The organism is Lysobacter ciconiae (assembly GCF_015209725.1).
Taxonomy (GTDB): Bacteria; Pseudomonadota; Gammaproteobacteria; order Xanthomonadales; family Xanthomonadaceae; genus Novilysobacter; species Novilysobacter ciconiae.
On the sequence record NZ_CP063656.1, the window covers coordinates 981810 to 999561 of the forward strand.

The window sequence follows — 17752 nt, forward strand, 5'->3', positions numbered from 1 at the left end:
CCGGGACCGTGCAGCGGGTCAGGCGAGCGCCACCCGCCCGCGCAGGGAGTTGGCCATCACGTCGGTCACCACGATGTCGACGAACTGGCCGATCATCGCCGGATCGCCGGCAAAGTTGACCGAGCGCATGTTCTCGGTCTTGCCGGTCAGCTCGTTGGCATCGCGGCGTGATCGGCCTTCCACCAGCACGCGCTGGGTGCTGCCGAGCATCGATTCGCTGATCCGCCGCGCGTTGTCGTTGATCGCCGCCTGCAGGCGCGCCAACCGCGCGTGCTTTTCGGCGTCGGTCGTGGTGTCCTCCAGGTCCGCCGCCGGCGTGCCGGGACGACGCGAGTAGACAAACGAGTAGGACTGGTCGAAACCGACGTCCTCGATCAGCTTCATCGTCTTCTCGAAGTCGGCCTCGGTCTCGCCGGGAAAGCCGACGATGAAGTCCGATGAGATCGAGATGTCCGGTCGCACCGCGCGCAGCTTGCGGATCTTCTGCTTGAACTCGAGTGTGGTGTAGCCGCGTTTCATCGCCGCCAGCACGCGGTCGCTGCCGGCCTGGACCGGCAGGTGCAGGTAGTTGGCCAGCTCCGGGACGTCGCGGTAGGCCTCCACCAGCGAGTCGGAAAACTCCAGCGGGTGCGAGGTGGTGAAGCGGATCCGCTCGACACCGTCCATCTGCGCCATCGTCCGCACCAGCAGGCCGAGGTCGGCGATCTCCGCCAGCCCGTCTGCGCCGCTGATCATGCCCGCGTAGGCATTCACGTTCTGGCCCAGCAGGTGGATCTCGCGCACGCCTTGCGCGGCGAGCTGGGCGACTTCGACCAGCACGTCCTCGAACGGCCGGCTGACCTCTTCGCCGCGGGTGTAGGGCACCACGCAGAAGCTGCAGTACTTGCTGCAGCCTTCCATGATCGACACGTACGCCGACGGCCCTTCCGCCCGCGGCTCGGGCATCCGGTCGAACTTCTCGATCTCCGGAAAGCTGATGTCGACCTGGGGCAGGCCGGACTCGCGCCGCTCGCGAATCAGCTCGGGCAGGCGATGCAGGGTTTGTGGCCCGAACACCAGATCCACATAGGGCGCGCGCTTGACGATGGCCTCGCCTTCCTGGCTGGCCACGCAGCCACCCACGCCGATCAGCACCGGCTTGCCATCCTTCTTCAGCGACTTCCAGCGCCCCAGCCGGCTGAATACCTTGTCCTGCGCCTTCTCGCGGATCGAGCAGGTATTGATCAGGATCACGTCCGCGTCGGCCGCGTTGGTGGTCAGTTCCAACCCGTCGGAGGCGGCGAGGACGTCGGCCATCTTGGCCGAGTCGTACTCGTTCATCTGGCAACCGTGGGTCTCGATAAACAGCTTCCCGCGCGGCGCCGTCGCCGGGGCGGGTTCATCGGCAATCAGCGTCAAGGTCGTGGGATCGGTCATGGCGGGTCCGGGCTGGCGCAGAATGCGGCGTCAGGACTTCGGACTTCGAAGCGGGACGCCCGCGCCAGGCCTGTAATGGATGGAGGGTTGCACCAGTCTAACGGCCGAGGAGCGCGAAGGGTGTCGCGTTTTCGCTAGCGCACACTTGGCAAAGCGGGCGTGAAAGGTGACACTCCCGTTCATGAGGGGGTCAAGTCTAGTCATCGGTCTGGCATTTGCGCTGGCCGCCGTACCTGCCGTCGCCGGCAGCGTCTACCGCTGCGAGACGCCCGACGGCACACGCAGCTACGTCAGCAAGCGAATCCCCGGGGCCCAGTGCCGCGTGGTCAGCACCGATCCGGCACCGGCCCGGCCATCGCCAGCGGCCGTTGCCAGCACGCCGGCGGTCGCGACGGCGAGCGTGGCAGCGCGCCCGTCGCCGGATCCCTCTGCGCCTGCGACCTTCCTCACCAACGCCGCTCCCGTCACACCGGTGAAGACCGGCAGTGGCGGATCGCGCCGCGTCCAGGGGCAGGTCTACTCCTACATCAAGGACGGCGTGCGCCATTACAGCAGCACCCGGCCCAAGGGCGTGGCCACTGCCGGACCGGTTCGCGCCATTGCCTACAGCTATGTGGAAACCTGCTTCGCCTGCGGCTCGTCGACGGCGGTCAATTTCGGCAACGTGCGCCTGAACCGTGAGGCCTACCGCGACGAGATCGCGGCCGCCGCCAGCTCCCACGGCATCGATGAGGCGATCGTGCGCGCGATCATCCATGCCGAGTCGGCGTTCAATCCCAACGCGCTCTCGCGGGTCGGTGCGCAGGGGCTGATGCAGCTGATGCCGGCCACCGCCCGCCGCTTCAAGGTCAACAACGCCTTTGATGCCGGGCAGAACATCCAGGGCGGGGTGGAATACCTGGCCTGGCTGCTCAAGCGCTTCGACGGCAACCTGACCCTCGCCGCCGCCGGCTACAACGCCGGTGAGGGCGCGGTGGACAAGTACAAGGGTGTTCCGCCCTACAGCGAAACCCAGCGCTACGTGCAGCGCGTCGGTGTGCTCGCCGAGCGCTACCGCGCAACCAATTGATACCAGTGACGGAAAAGGGCGCCGCGGCGGCCAGATCGGATTGTCGGGCCGTTCATCCATCCGTTACACTTCCACGTCTTTATGAGCCGCCAACCGTCGCCAAGGTGCCGGGTGCGCGGTGGAGCTTCGATTACCAGCTTTGCGGAGTGCCGGATGACCAACCCAGGGGTCAATGATCCTCAACACGTGCCTGTCGGTGATCCCGTTGGCGATCCCGTCTACGAGCCCGTCAACAAGGGTCGTCGCCGTTTCCTTACCGCAACCACCGCCGTGATCGGCGCCGTGGGCGCTGGCGTTGCGGCTGTGCCGTTCATCAAGTCGTGGAACCCCAGCGAGCGGGCCAAGCAGGCCGGCGCGCCGGTGACCGTCGACATCACCCCGTTGGAAGCCGGCCAGCGCCTCGTGCGCGAATGGCGCGGCCAGCCGATCTGGATCGTGCGCCGGACCGAGGCCATCCTTGAGGCGCTGCCGACCCTGGACGACCACCTGCGTGACCCGATGTCGGAGAACCCCGACCAGCAGCCCGAATACGTGCTGGAAGAGTTCCGCGAGCTGCGTTCGATCAAGCGTGAGGTGTCCGTGCTGGTCGGCCTGTGCACGCACCTGGGCTGCTCGCCGGAGATGAAGGCGGAAATCCGTCCCGAACCCTTCGACACGGCGTGGAAGGGTGGTTATTTCTGCCCCTGCCACAAGTCCAAGTTCGACATGGCCGGTCGGGTGTACGACGGCGTTCCGGCACCGACCAACCTGCTGGTGCCGCCGCATTTCTATGCCGACGACAACACCATCGTGATCGGCCTTGATCCCTCTTCCAACCAGGGAGCAGCCTGAGCCATGGCGAACATCTTCACCCGTAGCGCCAATGGCGTGATGGACTGGGTCAACGAGCGTGCGCCCGGCATGATGCCGGTCTACCGCAAGCACATGACCGAGTACTACGCGCCGAAGAACTTCAACATCTGGTACTACTTCGGCGTGCTGGCGATGGTGGCGCTGGTCAACCAGATCCTCACCGGGATCTTCCTGACCATGCACTACAAGCCGAGCGCCGCCGAGGCGTTCTCCTCGGTCGAGTACATCATGCGCGACGTGGAGTGGGGCTGGCTGATCCGCTACATGCACTCCACCGGTGCCTCGCTGTTCTTCATCGTGGTCTACATCCACATGTTCCGCGGGCTGATGTACGGCTCGTACCGCAAGCCGCGCGAGCTGGTGTGGATCCTGGGCATGCTGATCTACCTGGTGTTGATGGCCGAAGCCTTCATGGGCTACGTGTTGCCGTGGGGCCAGATGTCGTTCTGGGGCGCCAAGGTGATCATCTCGCTGTTCGGCGCGATCCCGGTGATCGGGCCGGAACTGACCGAGTGGATCATGGGCGATTACCTGCCCTCCGATGCGACCCTGGGTCGCTTCTTCGCCCTGCACGTGATCGCGTTGCCGCTGGTCCTGCTGCTGCTGGTCGTGCTGCATCTGGGCGCGTTGCATGAGGTCGGCTCCAACAACCCCGACGGCGTGGACATCAAGAAGGGCCCCAAGGGCAACCGCTGGGATGCCAACAAGCCCGCCGACGGGATTCCGTTCCATCCGTACTACACCGTCCACGACCTGGTCGGGATCGGCTTCTTCCTGATGGTCGCGGCGTTCATCATCTTCTTCGCGCCGGCCTTTGGTGGCTGGTTCCTGGAACACGACAACTTCGTCGAGGCCAACCGCCTGGTGACGCCGGAGCACATCAAGCCGGTCTGGTACTACACCCCGTTCTACGCGATGTTGCGGGTCATTCCCGACAAGCTGGGCGGCGTGATGGTGATGTTCGGTGCGATCGCCATCCTGTTTGCCGTGCCCTGGCTTGACCGCAGCAAGGTCAACTCGGTCCGCTACAAGGGCTGGATCACCAAGACCATGCTGACGATGCTGGTGGTGTGCTTCATCTGGCTGGGCAAGATCGGCGCCGGGCCGGGTACCGACCCGGTGGAGACCCAGATCGGCCGGGTGCTGACGTTCCTGTACTTCGCGTTCTTCATCACCATGCCGTTGTGGACGAAGATCGACAAAACCAAGCCGGTGCCAGAGCGGGTGACGACCCATGGGTAGTCCGTTGATCTCCCTCTCTCCGCGCTCCCTCACGGTCAAATCGAACATGGTTGCCAAACTTGTCCTCTTCGTTGCCGGCCTGCTGGTGTCGGCCGCTGCGTTCGCCGCCGGCGGTGGCGCGCTGCAGCAAGCCGATACGGATCTCAACGATCGCGGGTCGCTGCAACGCGGTGCCAAGCTCTACCTGAACTACTGCGCCGGCTGTCACTCCCTGAAGTACCTGCGCTATTCGCGCATGGCCACCGACCTGGGACTGACCGAGGACGAGGTGATGGAAAACCTCGTGTTCACCGATGCGAAGTTCGGCGACCACATCGAAACCGCCATGCCGAAGGACGGCGCCACGGAGTGGTTTGGCAACGCACCGCCTGATCTGAGCGTGATTTCCCGTGTGCGGGGTGCGGATTGGCTGTATACCTACCTGAAGTCGTTCTATCTGGATGATTCGACGGCGCTGGGCTGGAACAACAGCCTGTTCCCGAACGTGGCCATGCCCAACCCGCTGTGGGAGATGCAGGGCCTGCAGCACGCCGAGTACGGCGCGGCCGATGCGAGCGGCAACCGGATGATCACCGGCTTGACGATCACGCAGCCGGGCAGCATGGATGCGCAGCAGTTCGACCAGTCGGTACGGGACATCACCGCATTCCTCGAATACGCCGGCGAGCCGGCGATCCTGAAGCGTCCGGCGATCGGCGTCTGGGTCATCCTGTTTCTTGCGGTGTTCACGTTCTTCGCCTGGCTGCTGAACAAGGAGTACTGGCGCGACGTGCACTGATGAGTCGTAGTTGAGGTCGTGACGACTGTCCACGCTGGGTGGATGGCGTCTTGCGTCCGGCGGATTCCGGGCGTTGGAGAGGTCGAAAATGGCGTCAAGCCCCCGTATGCGCAATGCCCTTACCCTGTTTTCCTCGAATGATTGTGTGTTGTGTCATCGAGTCCGGCTGGTATTGGCGTCCAAGGGCGTTACCTACGACCTGATTTCGGTGGATCCGCAGAATCCGCCGGAGGACCTCATCGACCTCAACCCGTACCATTCCGTGCCGACCCTGGTCGAGCGCGATCTGGTGCTCTATGCAGCCAGCGTCGTCAGCGAATACCTGGATGAGCGGTACCCGCATCCGCCCCTGATGCCGGTCGATCCGTTGTCGCGTGCGCGGTTGCGCCTGGCCACCTTGCGCCTGGAGCACGACTGGGTGCCGCAGGTGCAGGCGATCCAGATGGGCACCAAGGCCCAGGCCGAGGCGGCGCGCAAGCGGCTGAAAGAACTGCTGACTGCCTCGGTGCCGTTGTTCAAGGCATACAAGTTCTTCATCAACAACGAGATGAGCCTGGCCGATTGCGCAATGGCGCCGATCATCTGGCGCCTGCCGTCGCTCGGCGTGACGCTGCCCAAGGATGGCAAGGCGCTGGAGGATTACGGCAGCCGCATCTTCCGCAACCCCGGATTCGCGCGCAGCCTGACCGAACAGGAGCGGCGGCTGAACGAACTGCCGGTCTGAGCCGTCAGCGCTACCGAAGCCACGCGACGCCGTCCCCGGAATCGCGGTCGGTGTTCTAAACTGGTCGCATGAACGACGAAACCCCAGTGATGACCAGTCACCGCCCGTACCTGCTGCGGGCGCTGTATGAGTGGATCGCCGACAACGACATGACGCCCCACCTGCTGGTGGATGCGACGCGCAGCGGCGTGCAGGTACCGCTGCATGCCGTCAGTGAGGGGCGCATCGTTCTGAACGTGGCCCAGCAAGCGGTCTCCGGGTTGGAGATGAGCAACGAGCTGATCCGCTTCAGCGCCCGTTTTGGCGGCGTCAGTCAATCGATTTCCGTGCCCACCCACGCGGTGGTGGCGATCTATGCGCGCGAGACCGGGCAGGGCATGGTGCTGCCCGATGAGACCGGCGATGAGGCGGACGCCGGTCAGAACGCGCACCCGAGCTCCGAGGGAGCGGCAACGCAGCGGCCAGCGTTGAGCGCGGTGCCCAGCGACGCCTCCGGCGCAGAGCGCATCCACAGTGACGCGGAAGACAACGACGATGATCCAGCGCCCGATGGCGACGGAACCGATCCGTCCGGTCCGCGACGCGGCGGGCACCTTCGGGTCGTCAAGTAGCCTGGTCGACCGGACCGGCGAAAGAGACCATCCGGCCGCCCCGCAGGACGAGCCGACCGACATGGCGGTCCTCGCCGTCGCGCGAGTAGTCGAAGCGGAACGTCCGCTCCCATCCCAGCCAGCCGTCCTCGCCGCGGTACAGGCGCATGCGCATCACGTGCACAGTCTGGTCCAGCAACTGCACACCCGCCGCCGAACAGGCCTCGCGGCCCAGCACCTCCGCGCGTTCGGCGGCGCCGCGGCCCGCGCTCCAGAAAGCAAACGCCACTGATCCGACGATCATCACGATCAGCATCGTGGGCATGGTCAGCCGGCCATCGGCGGCGCGCCGAGCTTGAGCGAGAGGTCGATGGCGCGGACGTGCTTGGTCAGGGCGCCGATGGAGATGAAATCCACCCCGTCCTCGGCGATCGCCCGCAGTCCGGCAAGGTCGACGCCGCCTGAGACTTCCAGCGGCGCAGGGCGCGCATGCGCGGCGTTGATGCGCACCGCGTCGCGTCGGGTCGCTGCGTCGAAGTTGTCGATCAGGATGCGGTCGCAGCCCTCGTCCAACGCCTCGCGCAGCTCGGCCAGTGTCTCCACTTCCACAATCAACGGCAGGTCGGGCTGCAACCTCCGCGCGGCCTGGATCGCCGCGGCGATCGAACCGGCGGCGCGGACATGGTTTTCCTTCAACATCACCGCGTCGAAAAGACCGATCCGATGGTTTACCCCGCCCCCGGCGCGCACGGCGTATTTCTGCGCCCGGCGCAGTCCTGGAATGGTCTTGCGGGTGTCGAGGATCCGGGTGCCGGTCCCGGCGACGGCAGCGACATGCTGCGCGGTCGTCGTGGCGGTGCCGGAAAGGGTCTGCATGAAATTGAGCGAAGTGCGCTCGGCGGTGACCAGCGCCTGCGCGCGGCCTTCCAATGTGGCCAGCACGGTTCCGGCCTGCACGCGATCGCCCTCTGCGACGTGCCACCGGATGCGGACGTCGGGATCCAGCGCGCGGTGGCAGGCATCAAACCACGGACGACCGCACACCACGGCGTCTTCCTTGCACAGCAGGTAGGCCGAGTCGGCGTGGTCCGACAGCAGCGCGGCGGTCACGTCACCGCCGCCGATGTCCTCCGCCAGCGCGCGGGATACATCGTCGGCCACGCAGTCCGGGGCGTGCAGCGGCTCGCTCATGCGGGCGCAAATCCGTCGACCTGCCGGGACGCGATCGCTTCCTCTGCCAGCAGGACCGGGATGCCGTCGTCCACGCGGTAGACATGCGCACGATCGCGGGTCACCAGAGCCTCGCGAAGCGCTTCTGTCTGTGGGCTGCCATCAGCGCGCAGCACGCCGCCACCCGCGATCGCCTCGTTGAGCGACTTCAGGCTGCGGCTGTCGAGCATCGCCAGCGGTTGGCGGGTCGTCGGGCACACGAGCAGGTCGAGCAGTTTGCGGTCCATCTGGGCGGTTTCTCCAATGATCGGTCCGCGATGCGCGGCGGACGGCATGGTGGGGACGCGCGCGCTCGTGGCGCTTGCGTGTGTGCCCGGTAGAATACCGTTTTGCCGTAGGGTCCAACCATGACAGACACCGTGCAGGCGCCGCTGGTCGGCCTTGTGATGGGCTCCCGTTCCGACTGGGAGACGATGCAGCATGCGGCCGCGCGCCTGGAGGCCCTGGGGATCGCGCATGAGGTGAGGGTGGTGTCGGCGCATCGCACGCCCGACGTCCTGTTCGACTATGCCGCCACCGCAGCCGGGCGGGGCCTGCGGGCGATCATCGCCGGTGCGGGCGGCGCGGCGCACCTGCCCGGCATGCTGGCGGCGAAGACGGCGGTGCCGGTGCTGGGCGTTCCGGTGCAGAGCAAGGCACTCAACGGCATGGACTCCCTGCTGTCCATCGTGCAGATGCCGGCCGGCGTGCCGGTCGCCACGTTTGCCATCGGCAACCCCGGGGCCACCAACGCGGCGCTGTTTGCGGCGGCGATGCTGGCCGCCGACCATGCCGATGTGGCCGCGGCGCTGGATGCCTTCCGCGCGCGGCAGACCGCCGAGGTCGCCGGCAGCGACGATCCGCGCCAATGAAGACAGTCGGCATCCTTGGAGGCGGCCAGCTGGCGCGCATGATGGTATTGGCGGGGACGCCGCTGGGCGCGCGGTTCGTCGTCCTCGATCCAGCGGCCGACGCGTGCGCATCGCATGTCGCGCCGATGGTGAACGGCGGTTTCGACGATGCGCCGGCGCTGGAGGAGTTCGCGTCGCGCGCCGACGTGGCCACATTCGATTTCGAGAACGTGCCCGCGGCGTCGGCCGACTCGCTGCTCCAGCGTGTGCCGGTGTACCCGAACCCCCGCGCGCTCGGGGTCGCCCAGGATCGACTGGCGGAAAAGACCCTGTTCGGCGAACTGGATATTCCCGTCGCACCGTTCGCGGTGGTCGACAACCGCACGCAGCTGGATGAGGCGATTGCGCGCGTCGGCACGCCCTGCATCCTCAAGACCCGACGTCTGGGCTACGACGGCAAGGGGCAGTTCCGCCTGCGCTCGGCGGGCGATGCCGACGCTGCGTGGGACGCGCTGGGCGCGCAGGCGTCCAGGGTTGGACTGATCCTGGAAGGCTTCGTCGACTTCGAGAGGGAGCTGAGCGTGGTCGCGGTGCGCGATCGTCACGGCGGGTTCCGCAGCTGGCCGCTGACAGAGAACTGGCACGTCGACGGCGTCCTGTCGGCCAGCCTGGCGCCGGCCAACGTGACTGATGCGCTGGCCGAGCAGGCAACCAGCCACGCCCGCAAGGTCGCCGACGCGCTGGACTACATCGGCGTGTTCGCACTCGAGTTGTTCTGTCGCGACGGCGAGCTGCTGGCCAACGAGATGGCGCCGCGCGTGCACAACTCCGGTCACTGGACCATCGAAGGTGCGGAGACGAGCCAGTTCCATAACCACCTGCGCGCCGTGCTGGGACTGCCGCTGGGCTCCACGCGGATGCTCGGCCACGCCTGCATGCTCAACTGGCTGGGCTCGATGCCTTCACCCGAGGCGGTGCTTGCCGAGCCATCCGGGCATTGGCACGACTACGGCAAGGCCGCGCGCGAGGGCCGCAAGGTGGGGCATGCCACATTGCGTACCGATTCTGTCGACGAGCTCGCCTGCGCGCTGGAGCGCGTCGGCGAAGCACTGGGCCGGCAGGAGCAGGTGGCACCGGTTGTCGCCCGGCTGCGCGAGACCGACGCCGCGTCGGAAGCCACCAACGGCTAGATGGGGCTGGGGCCGGCGTCCCTCAGTTCGTGCGCTGCAGCACCAGCTCCAGCACGAACTTGCTGCCGAAGAACGACAAGACCAGCAGCGCCGTCGCCACGAGTGTCCAGCGCACCGCAACCGCGCCCCGCCAGCCGTACCGCCAGCGACCGACCAGCAACGCGCCGAAGGTCAGCCAGGACAACACGCTGAGCACCGTCTTGTGGACCAGATGCTGGGCCAGCAGGTCATCGACGAACAGCACGCCGGTGAGCAGGGTCGCCGAAAGCAGCACGAAGCCGACCTTGATGGTGCGGAACAGCAGCGTCTCCAGTTCCACCAGCGGCGGCAGGGCGCGCAGCCAGCCGTGGATGCTGCGGCGGCGCAGGGCGCGTTCCTGCAGCCAGAGCATGATCGCCAGCAGCGCCGCCAAGGCCAGCGTTGCGTAGGCCAGCAGCGCGGTCCAGGCGTGCAACTGCAGGCGCCAGTCAAGCATCTCGGGCGCGATATGGCCGTGCAGGTGGTAGCCCCCCAGCGTAAGCACAGCCAAGGGGAACACCACCACGCCCAAGGCAGCCATCCGGCCCTTGGCGCCCACTGCCACCGTCATCGCCGCCATACCCAGCGAAACCAGCGAGAGCGCGGCATAGAAGTGCATGTCCGCGCCACCGATCCCGTGCCAGGCCGCCAGGTGGGTGCCGGCATGCAGCAGCACCGCACCGATCGCCGGTGCCAGCCAGGCGCGACCGGCCGCTTCACTGCTGGCGAAATTCGCGACCAGCAGGCCGGTGGCAAGCAGATAGAGAAGAACGGTGATGAGAACGATTGTCATCGGCAAAGTGTCTCACGGCGCGAACGCCCGCTGGCTCGCGCCAACCGCGCCGCACAAGGGATTTTGAGGGTGCCGCCCGACCACGCAGCGTGGGAGCCCGCGTGATCTTCGCATGCGGCGAGCGCGCCCGGGGCAGGCGGTGTGCGTGCAAACGCGGCCGGGACGCGCGCACGCAGTAGCCGGTTTGCCGCGGGCTATACTTGGCGACCATCTTTCCACCGTCCTTCTCCGGGTACCTCCGCATGTTCGAATCCCTGACCCAGCGCCTGTCCGGCACCATCGAGCGGTTGCGTGGCCGCGGCCGCCTGTCGGAGGAGAACATCCGCGAATCGCTGCGCGAGGTGCGCATAGCCCTGCTGGAAGCCGACGTGGCGTTGCCGGTCGTGCAGGCGTTGATCGAGCGGATCAAGGTGCGCGCGGTGGGTCAGGAAGTGCTCAAGTCGCTGACTCCGGGGCAGGCGCTGATCAAGGTCGTGCGCGACGAGATGACCGCGGTGATGGGCTCGCAGGCCAACGAGCTCAACCTCAACGTGCCTGCACCGGCGGTGATCCTGATGGCGGGCCTGCAGGGCGCGGGCAAGACCACCACGACCGCAAAGCTGGCCAAGCACCTCAAGGACAAGCGCAAGAAGAAGGTCATGGTGGTCAGCGCGGACGTCTACCGCCCGGCCGCGATCGAGCAGCTGAAGACCCTCGCCGAGCAGGTCGACGTCACCTTCTTCCCGTCCAGCACCGACCAGAAGCCAGAAGCGATCGTGCGCGCCGCGATCGAGGACGCGCGCAAGTCCTTCATCGACGTTCTGATCGTCGATACCGCCGGTCGCCTCGCGATCGACGAGGCGATGATGGCAGAGATCCAGGCCCTGCACGCGGCGGTCAACCCGGTGGAGACGCTGTTCGTGGTCGATTCCATGACCGGCCAGGACGCGGCGACCACGGCCAAGGCGTTCGGCGAGGCGTTGCCGTTGACCGGCGTCGTGCTGACCAAGACCGACGGTGACGCGCGCGGCGGCGCCGCGCTGAGCGTGCGCTACATCACCGGCAAGCCGATCAAGTTCATCGGTGTCAGCGAGAAGCCCGACGGTCTGGACGTGTTCCATCCCGACCGGGTGGCCAGCCGGATCCTCGACATGGGCGACGTGCTCTCGCTGGTGGAGCAGGTCGAGGGCCAGGTCGACCAGGACAAGGCACAGAAACTCGCCGAGAAGGTCGCCAAGGGCAAGAAGTTCAACCTGGAGGACATGCGCGACCAGCTCGAGCAGATGCAGAGCATGGGCGGCATCTCCAGCCTGATGGACAAGCTGCCGGGCATGGGCCAGGTGCCTGATTCGGTGAAGTCGCAGGTGACCGGCAAGGAAGTGCCGCGCCTGGTGGCCATCATCAACTCGATGACCGCCAAGGAGCGACGCAATCCGGCGCTGCTGAACGGCTCGCGCCGGGCCCGCATCGCCCGCGGCGCCGGGACTACGCCGGCCGAGGTCAACAAGCTGATGAAGCAGTACCAGCAGATGGAAAAGATGATGGGCAAGCTCGGCCGCGGCGGTATGAAGGGCATGATGCGCGGCATGAAGGGAATGATGGGCGGACGCGGCGGGATGCCCTTCGGCTGAGCCACTTCCCTTTGCTGTACGCGATCCCCTACAATTGCGGGCTTACCTCGCCATTCCGGCGACTGGGCACCACAGGACATCACAGATCATGGTCAAGATTCGACTGACCCGCGGCGGCGCCAAGAAGCGTCCCTTCTACCACATCATCGTTACCGACAGCCGCAGCGCCCGTGACGGCCGCAACATCGAACGGCTGGGTTTCTACAATCCGGTTGCCGCTGGTGGCGAGAAGCGCGTGGAGCTCAACACCGAGCGCGTGAAGCACTGGGTCGGTACCGGCGCGCAGATGTCCGACAAGGTCGCCCTGCTGTACAAGGAAGCCTTGAAGTCGGTTGATGCTCCGGCCACCGCTACGGCTCCGGCCGCGGCCTGATTTACCGGCGGTGCGCCTGGCGCACTGCCAACCACGATGAATGACTCCGGGCACCGCATCCTCCTTGGCAGGGTGCTTGGTGCCATTGGTCTGCGTGGGGAGGTCAGGATCGAATCCTGGACCGAGCCTCGCGACGCCATTTTCCGCTACCAGCCCTGGACCCTGCGCGATGCACAGGGCAACGAGCGTGCGTGCAGCGGCGTGCGCGGGAGGGACACCGGCAAGCACGTGCTCGCCATCTTCCCCGAAGTGGCAGACCGCGACGCTGCCGAAGCGCTGACCGGGCTTGAGATCCATGTGCCGCGCAGCGCATTGCCGCCGCCGGCGCCCGGTGAGTATTACTGGGCCGATCTGGAAGGCCTGCGGGTCCGCAACGTCGAGGGTGTCGACCTGGGGCGCGTATCCCACCTGTTTTCCACCGGCGCCAACGACGTGCTGGTGGCGCGTGACGACGAGCGCGAACGGATGATTCCGTTCGTCCAGCCGCAATACGTCACCGCCATCGACCTGGAGCAGGGACTGGTCACCGTCGATTGGGATCCCGAGTTCTAGCGCCGGCATGCGCATCGATGTGATCAGCCTGTTCCCGGACTTCATTGCCCAGTGCGCCGTCTTTGGCGTGACCGGACGTGCGGTGGAGCGGGGCCTGCTGTCGCTGCACGGCTGGAATCCGCGCGACCATGCGCAGGGCAATTATCGGCGGGTCGATGATCGGCCGTTCGGCGGCGGTCCGGGAATGGTGATGCTGATCGATCCGCTGCGCTCGGCATTGAACGCCGCCCGCGCGGCGGACCCGCGGCCGGTGCGGACCATCTACCTGAGCCCCCAGGGGGCACCACTGACCCAGGCAAAAGTGCACGAGCTTGCGGGCCGTGAGCGGCTGCTGCTGTTGTGCGGCAGGTACGAGGGTATCGATGAACGCCTGATTGCCGCCGAGGTCGACGAGGAACTCTCCATCGGTGATTACGTGCTTTCCGGTGGCGAGCTGGCGGCCGCGGTCGTGGTCGATGCGGTGGCCCGGCTGCAGGAGGGTGCCTTGAACGACGCCGAGTCCGCCGTCCAGGACAGCTTTGAAGACGGATTTCTCGACTGCCCGCATTACACGCGGCCGGTCTCGCACGAGCTGGGATCGGTGCCGGATGTGTTGATGTCTGGCAACCACGGCGACATCGCGCGCTGGCGACGGCAACAGTCGCTTGTGAGGACGATGCGGCGTCGCCCGGATCTGTTCGACGAGTCCGCGCTGTCGAAGGCCGATCGCAAACTGCTGGAGCAGTGGCGGGCCGAGCAAGCGGAACCCGATACCGCCAGCTGAAGCCGGGATTTCGCCTTCAGCCGCGACTCCCTGGCGCCCACCGGGGGCGAACACGCCCGTACAGCCAGCACTGGCAATGATCGCCCCATCTCCGCTACAATTCGCCGCTTGACACTAATTACGCCAGACGCGGGTCCACGTGCACTCGCGCTACAACTACTCCAACAGGCCGCACCCATGAAGAAGCCCTCGATCCATACGCTGCTGCAAGAATTCGAATCCGAGCAGGTCACCCGCGAACTGCCGGTCTTCGGCCCCGGCGACACCATCGTCGTCAACGTCAAGGTCAAGGAAGGCACCCGCGAGCGCGTGCAGGCCTATGAGGGCGTGGTCATCGCAATGAAGAACGCCGGTCTCAACTCCGCGTTCACTGTGCGCAAGATCTCGCACGGCTTCGGTGTGGAGCGCGTGTTCCAGAGCCACAGCCTGGTCATCGACTCGGTCGAAGTGAAGCGCCGCGGCAAGGTCCGCGCGGGCAAGCTGTACTACCTGCGTGGTCTGGAAGGTCGCAAGGCGCGCATCAAGGAAGACCTGGCCGGTGCGGCCAAGTTCAAGGCCGAGGCGAAAGCCGCTGCCGCCGCTGCTGCGGAAGCCGCCAAGTAATCCATCTGGCGATGATGCATCCGCTGCACCACAAGGCCGCCTTCGGGCGGCTTTTGTGTGTCTGTGCGGCGGGGATCGTCGGTGACCCGTGCCGCGGTCGCTCGCAGGATTGGCGGTGACAGACGCTTCCGGCACCGTTCGCCTCGACCTGTGGCTGTGGGCGGCGCGGTTCTTCAAGAACCGCACGCTGTCGCGCCAGGCGATTGAAAGCGGCAAGGTCGAGGTCGATGGCCAGCGCCCCAAGGTCTCGCGCGGGGTCCGGGTTGATGATGTCCTGCGGGTGACCCGCGGGGAAGAAACCTTCGAGATCACCGTTCTCGCGCTCGCCAGCAAGCGCGGCTCTGCGACTGTCGCGCAAAACCTGTATCGCGAGTCCGAGGAGTCCAAGGTCGCGCGCGAAGAGGCCCGGGCGATGCGTGCGGCTGGCCGCGTCGGCTACGAGGCACCCAGGACCAAGCCCGACAAACGCGCCCGCCGACTGATCCGTGCGCTGGGCGATATCGACGCGCTGTAACGGCTCGGCGGTCTACGCCAGCGCCTTGATCCGGTACAGCGCCTCCAGCGCCTGGCGCGGCGTCAATTCGTCCGGATCCAGCTTGGCCAAGGCGTCCAGCGCGGCCGATGAGGGCGCGAACAGGCCGATCTGCTGGGGCTGGTCCAGGGCGGCCGCCGTCATCGCAGGCTTCGGCGCATCCCGACTCTGCTGCTCCAGCTCCGCCAGACGGCCACGTGCCTGGCCGATCACCTCGCGCGGCAGACCGGCGAGCGCCGCCACCTGCAAACCGAAGCTGCGGTTCGCCGGGCCGTCCTTGACCGCATGCATGAACACCAGAGTGTCGCCGTGCTCGCGGTCGTGGTGCTCGACGGCGTCCAGGTGGACGTTGGCGATGCCGCTGCCGGGCTCGGCCAACGTTGTCAGTTCGAAATAGTGGGTGGCGAACAGGGTCCAGGCTCGGTTGTGGTGGGCAAGATGGCGGGCGCAGGCCTCGGCCAACGCGAGACCGTCGTAGGTCGAGGTGCCGCGGCCGATCTCGTCCATCAGCACCAGCGACTGCTCGGTCGCGTGATGCAGGATGTAGCTGGTCTCGCTCATCTCGACCATGAAGGTGGACTGGCCCTTGGCCAAGTCGTCGCCGGCGCCGATCCGGGTCAGGATGCGGTCGATCGGGCCGATCACGGCGCGCGAGGCCGGTACGAAGCTGCCGATGTGGGCCAGCAGCACGATCAGCGCGTTCTGGCGCATGTAGGTGCTCTTGCCGCCCATGTTCGGACCGGTGATCACGAGCATGCGGCGCTCGTCGTGCATCACCAGGTCATTGGGCTCGAAGGGCTCGCTGCGCACCGCTTCCACCACCGGGTGACGGCCGCGTTCGATGGCGATGCCGGGTTCGCCAGTCAGCTGTGGTCTGGACCAGTCCAGCGCCTGCGCACGTTCGGCCAGGCAGGCCAACACGTCCAGCTCCGCCAGCGCGGCGGCGCATCGCTTCAGGGGTTCCAACTGCTCGCCCAGGGTGTCCAGCAACTGCTCGTAGAGCAGGCGCTCGCGGGTCAGCGCACGCTCGCGGGCGGAGAGGACCTTGTCCTCGAAGGCCTTCAACTCCTCGGTGATGTAGCGCTCGGCGTTGGTCAGGGTCTGGCGCCGGGTGTAATGGGTGGGGGCCTTGGCGGCGTGGGCCTTGCTGACTTCCAGATAGTAGCCATGCACGCGGTTGTAGCCGACCTTCAGCGTCGGGATGCCGCTGGCCTCGCGCTCGCGGCTTTCCAGGTCGATCAGGTACTGGTCGGCGGTGCTCGAAAGGGTGCGCAGCTCGTCAAGCTCGGTGTCGTAACCGCTGGCAAAGATGCCGCCGTCGCGGGCGAGGACCGGCGGCTGCTCGACGAGCGCCGATTCGAGCAGGTCGGCGTGGTCCGCGTGCTCGCCCAGCTCGGCCGAGAGGCGATCCAGCAAGGGGGAGTCCAGGGGGTCGAGACCCTTGCGTACGTCCGGCAGCATGGCCAGGCCATCGCGCAGGGTGGACAGGTCGCGGGGACGGGCACTGCGCAGGGCGATCCGGGTCAGGATCCGCTCCAGGTCACCCAGTGCGCGGAAGTGCGTTCGCAGGGTCTCCCCGGCGGGACCGGACAGTGTCTCGACCGCATGGTGCCGCCGGCGGAGGATGTCGTGATCGCGCAACGGCCGGTGCAGCCAGCGTCGCAGCAGGCGGCCGCCCATCGGCGTGACCGAGGTGTCCAGCACGCCCAACAGGGTGTGCTTGCTGTCGCCATCCATGCGCGAGTCAAGCTCCAGATGGCGGCGGGTCGGTGCGTTCATCGCGATCGCGCCATCGCCCGATTCCACCGCGATCGCCGTCAGGTGCGGCAGGCGCTGCTTCTGGGTTTCCTCGACATAGCCGAGCAGGGCGGACGCGGCGGCAATCGCCAGTGGCTTGTCCTCCAGCCCGAAACCGGACAGATCGTGCAGGCCGAAGAACTTCAGCAGCTGGCGGCGACCGCTGTCGGCATCGAACAGCCACGGCGGCCGCACGCGCACGCCGCTGCGCTCGCTGACGAACACCGGCCAGCCGTCCTCATCCGCGCACAGCAACTCCGCCGGTTCCAGACGCGCCAGCTCGGCCTCCAGTGCGTCTTCGCTGGCCACCTCGTTGACCAGGAAACGCCCACCGGCCAGGTCCGCCCACGCGATTCCATAGCCGCTCTTTCCGCGGGAGACGGCCAGCAGAAGGGTGTCGCGGCGTTCGCTCAGCAGCGCCTCGTCGGTGACCGTGCCCGGAGTGACGATGCGCACCACCTTGCGCTCGACCAGCCCCTTGCTGGTGGCGGGATCGCCGATCTGCTCGCAGATGGCGACCGACTCGCCCAGGGCGACCAGGCGGGCCAGATACCCTTCCGCGGCGTGATGCGGGACACCCGCCATCGGGATCGGCTGGCCGGCGGAATTGCCGCGCTGGGTCAGGGTGATGTCGAGCAGCCGCGCCGCCTTGCGCGCGTCGTCGTAGAACAACTCGTAGAAATCGCCCATACGGAAGAACAGCAGCACGTCGGGATGCGCGGCTTTTTCCCGGAAAAACTGGCGCATCAACGGGGTGTGCTCGGTGGGTGTGTCCTTCAGGTCACCTTCC

The 17752-nt window shown here is 66.7% G+C and carries 20 protein-coding genes; 14 read left to right on the forward strand and 6 right to left on the reverse strand.

What is annotated here, in order from left to right; all coding sequences use genetic code 11:
- Positions 1-18: 18 nt before the first annotated feature.
- Complete coding sequence (gene miaB / locus INQ41_RS04490; RefSeq protein ID WP_193986581.1) at positions 19-1416, reverse strand: tRNA (N6-isopentenyl adenosine(37)-C2)-methylthiotransferase MiaB; 1398 nt, start codon at positions 1414-1416, stop codon at positions 19-21.
- A 181-nt stretch (positions 1417-1597) separates the two neighbouring features.
- Here miaB and INQ41_RS04495 point away from each other — a divergent pair, with 181 nt between their 5' ends.
- The 6 genes from INQ41_RS04495 (at position 1598) to INQ41_RS04520 (ending at position 6692) form a co-directional block, all read left to right on the forward strand.
- Complete coding sequence (locus INQ41_RS04495) at positions 1598-2485, forward strand: lytic transglycosylase domain-containing protein (RefSeq protein ID WP_193986583.1); 888 nt, start codon at positions 1598-1600, stop codon at positions 2483-2485.
- Between the two features lie 153 nt (positions 2486-2638).
- Positions 2639-3316, forward strand: coding sequence for a ubiquinol-cytochrome c reductase iron-sulfur subunit (gene petA, locus INQ41_RS04500; RefSeq protein WP_193986585.1), 678 nt, complete (start codon positions 2639-2641; stop codon positions 3314-3316).
- Positions 3317-3319: 3 nt separating this feature from the next.
- On the forward strand, positions 3320-4579 hold the full coding sequence (locus tag INQ41_RS04505) for a cytochrome b (RefSeq protein WP_193986587.1): 1260 nt from the start codon (positions 3320-3322) through the stop codon (positions 4577-4579).
- 46 nt (positions 4580-4625) lie between these two features.
- Positions 4626-5357: a cytochrome c1 gene (locus tag INQ41_RS04510; protein ID WP_193986589.1), complete on the forward strand. Its 732-nt coding sequence runs from the start codon at positions 4626-4628 to the stop codon at positions 5355-5357.
- Positions 5358-5445: 88 nt separating this feature from the next.
- Positions 5446-6081 (forward strand): glutathione S-transferase N-terminal domain-containing protein, encoded by a 636-nt coding sequence (locus INQ41_RS04515; protein WP_193986591.1) that lies wholly within the window; start codon positions 5446-5448, stop codon positions 6079-6081.
- Between the two features lie 68 nt (positions 6082-6149).
- Positions 6150-6692, forward strand: coding sequence for a ClpXP protease specificity-enhancing factor (locus tag INQ41_RS04520; protein WP_193986593.1), 543 nt, complete (start codon positions 6150-6152; stop codon positions 6690-6692).
- Here the strand turns inward: INQ41_RS04520 and INQ41_RS04525 are convergent.
- Genes INQ41_RS04525 through INQ41_RS04535 form a run of 3 tightly spaced genes read right to left on the reverse strand, consistent with a single transcriptional unit; the run spans position 6685 to position 8128 of the window.
- The gene (locus tag INQ41_RS04525) at positions 6685-6996 is read right to left on the reverse strand and encodes a DUF3301 domain-containing protein (RefSeq protein ID WP_193986595.1); all 312 of its coding nucleotides are present in this window, start codon (positions 6994-6996) and stop codon (positions 6685-6687) included. The two genes, INQ41_RS04520 and INQ41_RS04525, sit on opposite strands and share 8 nt — an antisense overlap.
- A gap of 2 nt (positions 6997-6998) precedes the next feature.
- The gene (gene nadC / locus INQ41_RS04530; RefSeq protein WP_193986597.1) at positions 6999-7862 is read right to left on the reverse strand and encodes a carboxylating nicotinate-nucleotide diphosphorylase; all 864 of its coding nucleotides are present in this window, start codon (positions 7860-7862) and stop codon (positions 6999-7001) included.
- Complete coding sequence (locus tag INQ41_RS04535) at positions 7859-8128, reverse strand: Trm112 family protein (RefSeq protein WP_193986599.1); 270 nt, start codon at positions 8126-8128, stop codon at positions 7859-7861. The genes nadC and INQ41_RS04535 overlap by 4 nt, the downstream gene beginning before the upstream one ends.
- Positions 8129-8248: 120 nt before the next feature.
- On the opposite strand from INQ41_RS04535, the gene purE reads away from it, so the two are divergent.
- Positions 8249-8752: a 5-(carboxyamino)imidazole ribonucleotide mutase gene (gene purE / locus INQ41_RS04540; RefSeq protein WP_193986601.1), complete on the forward strand. Its 504-nt coding sequence runs from the start codon at positions 8249-8251 to the stop codon at positions 8750-8752.
- On the forward strand, positions 8749-9921 hold the full coding sequence (locus INQ41_RS04545) for a 5-(carboxyamino)imidazole ribonucleotide synthase (RefSeq protein WP_193986603.1): 1173 nt from the start codon (positions 8749-8751) through the stop codon (positions 9919-9921). The genes purE and INQ41_RS04545 overlap by 4 nt, the downstream gene beginning before the upstream one ends.
- Before the next feature lie 22 nt (positions 9922-9943).
- Here the strand turns inward: INQ41_RS04545 and INQ41_RS04550 are convergent, their stop codons facing one another.
- Positions 9944-10732, reverse strand: coding sequence for a cytochrome C assembly family protein (locus INQ41_RS04550; RefSeq protein ID WP_193986611.1), 789 nt, complete (start codon positions 10730-10732; stop codon positions 9944-9946).
- A gap of 242 nt (positions 10733-10974) precedes the next feature.
- Here INQ41_RS04550 and ffh point away from each other — a divergent pair, with 242 nt between their 5' ends.
- The 6 genes from ffh (at position 10975) to INQ41_RS04580 (ending at position 15147) form a co-directional block, all read left to right on the forward strand.
- Positions 10975-12342: a signal recognition particle protein gene (gene ffh / locus INQ41_RS04555; protein WP_193986613.1), complete on the forward strand. Its 1368-nt coding sequence runs from the start codon at positions 10975-10977 to the stop codon at positions 12340-12342.
- A gap of 88 nt (positions 12343-12430) precedes the next feature.
- Positions 12431-12715, forward strand: a complete 285-nt coding sequence (gene rpsP / locus INQ41_RS04560; protein ID WP_193986614.1) for a 30S ribosomal protein S16 — start codon at positions 12431-12433, stop codon at positions 12713-12715.
- 36 nt (positions 12716-12751) lie between these two features.
- Positions 12752-13267, forward strand: coding sequence for a ribosome maturation factor RimM (rimM, locus tag INQ41_RS04565; RefSeq protein ID WP_193986615.1), 516 nt, complete (start codon positions 12752-12754; stop codon positions 13265-13267).
- A gap of 7 nt (positions 13268-13274) precedes the next feature.
- Positions 13275-14030 carry a tRNA (guanosine(37)-N1)-methyltransferase TrmD gene (gene trmD, locus INQ41_RS04570; protein ID WP_193986616.1) on the forward strand — a complete coding sequence of 252 codons (756 nt, stop codon included), beginning with the start codon at positions 13275-13277 and terminating at the stop codon, positions 14028-14030.
- Positions 14031-14207: 177 nt separating this feature from the next.
- Positions 14208-14633 (forward strand): 50S ribosomal protein L19, encoded by a 426-nt coding sequence (rplS, locus tag INQ41_RS04575; RefSeq protein WP_193986617.1) that lies wholly within the window; start codon positions 14208-14210, stop codon positions 14631-14633.
- A gap of 109 nt (positions 14634-14742) precedes the next feature.
- The gene (locus INQ41_RS04580) at positions 14743-15147 is read left to right on the forward strand and encodes an RNA-binding S4 domain-containing protein (RefSeq protein ID WP_407074248.1); all 405 of its coding nucleotides are present in this window, start codon (positions 14743-14745) and stop codon (positions 15145-15147) included.
- Between the two features lie 12 nt (positions 15148-15159).
- Here INQ41_RS04580 and mutS read toward each other — a convergent pair whose 3' ends face one another.
- Positions 15160-17709, reverse strand: a complete 2550-nt coding sequence (mutS, locus tag INQ41_RS04585; RefSeq protein ID WP_228076777.1) for a DNA mismatch repair protein MutS — start codon at positions 17707-17709, stop codon at positions 15160-15162.
- Between the last annotated feature and the right edge of the window lie 43 nt (positions 17710-17752).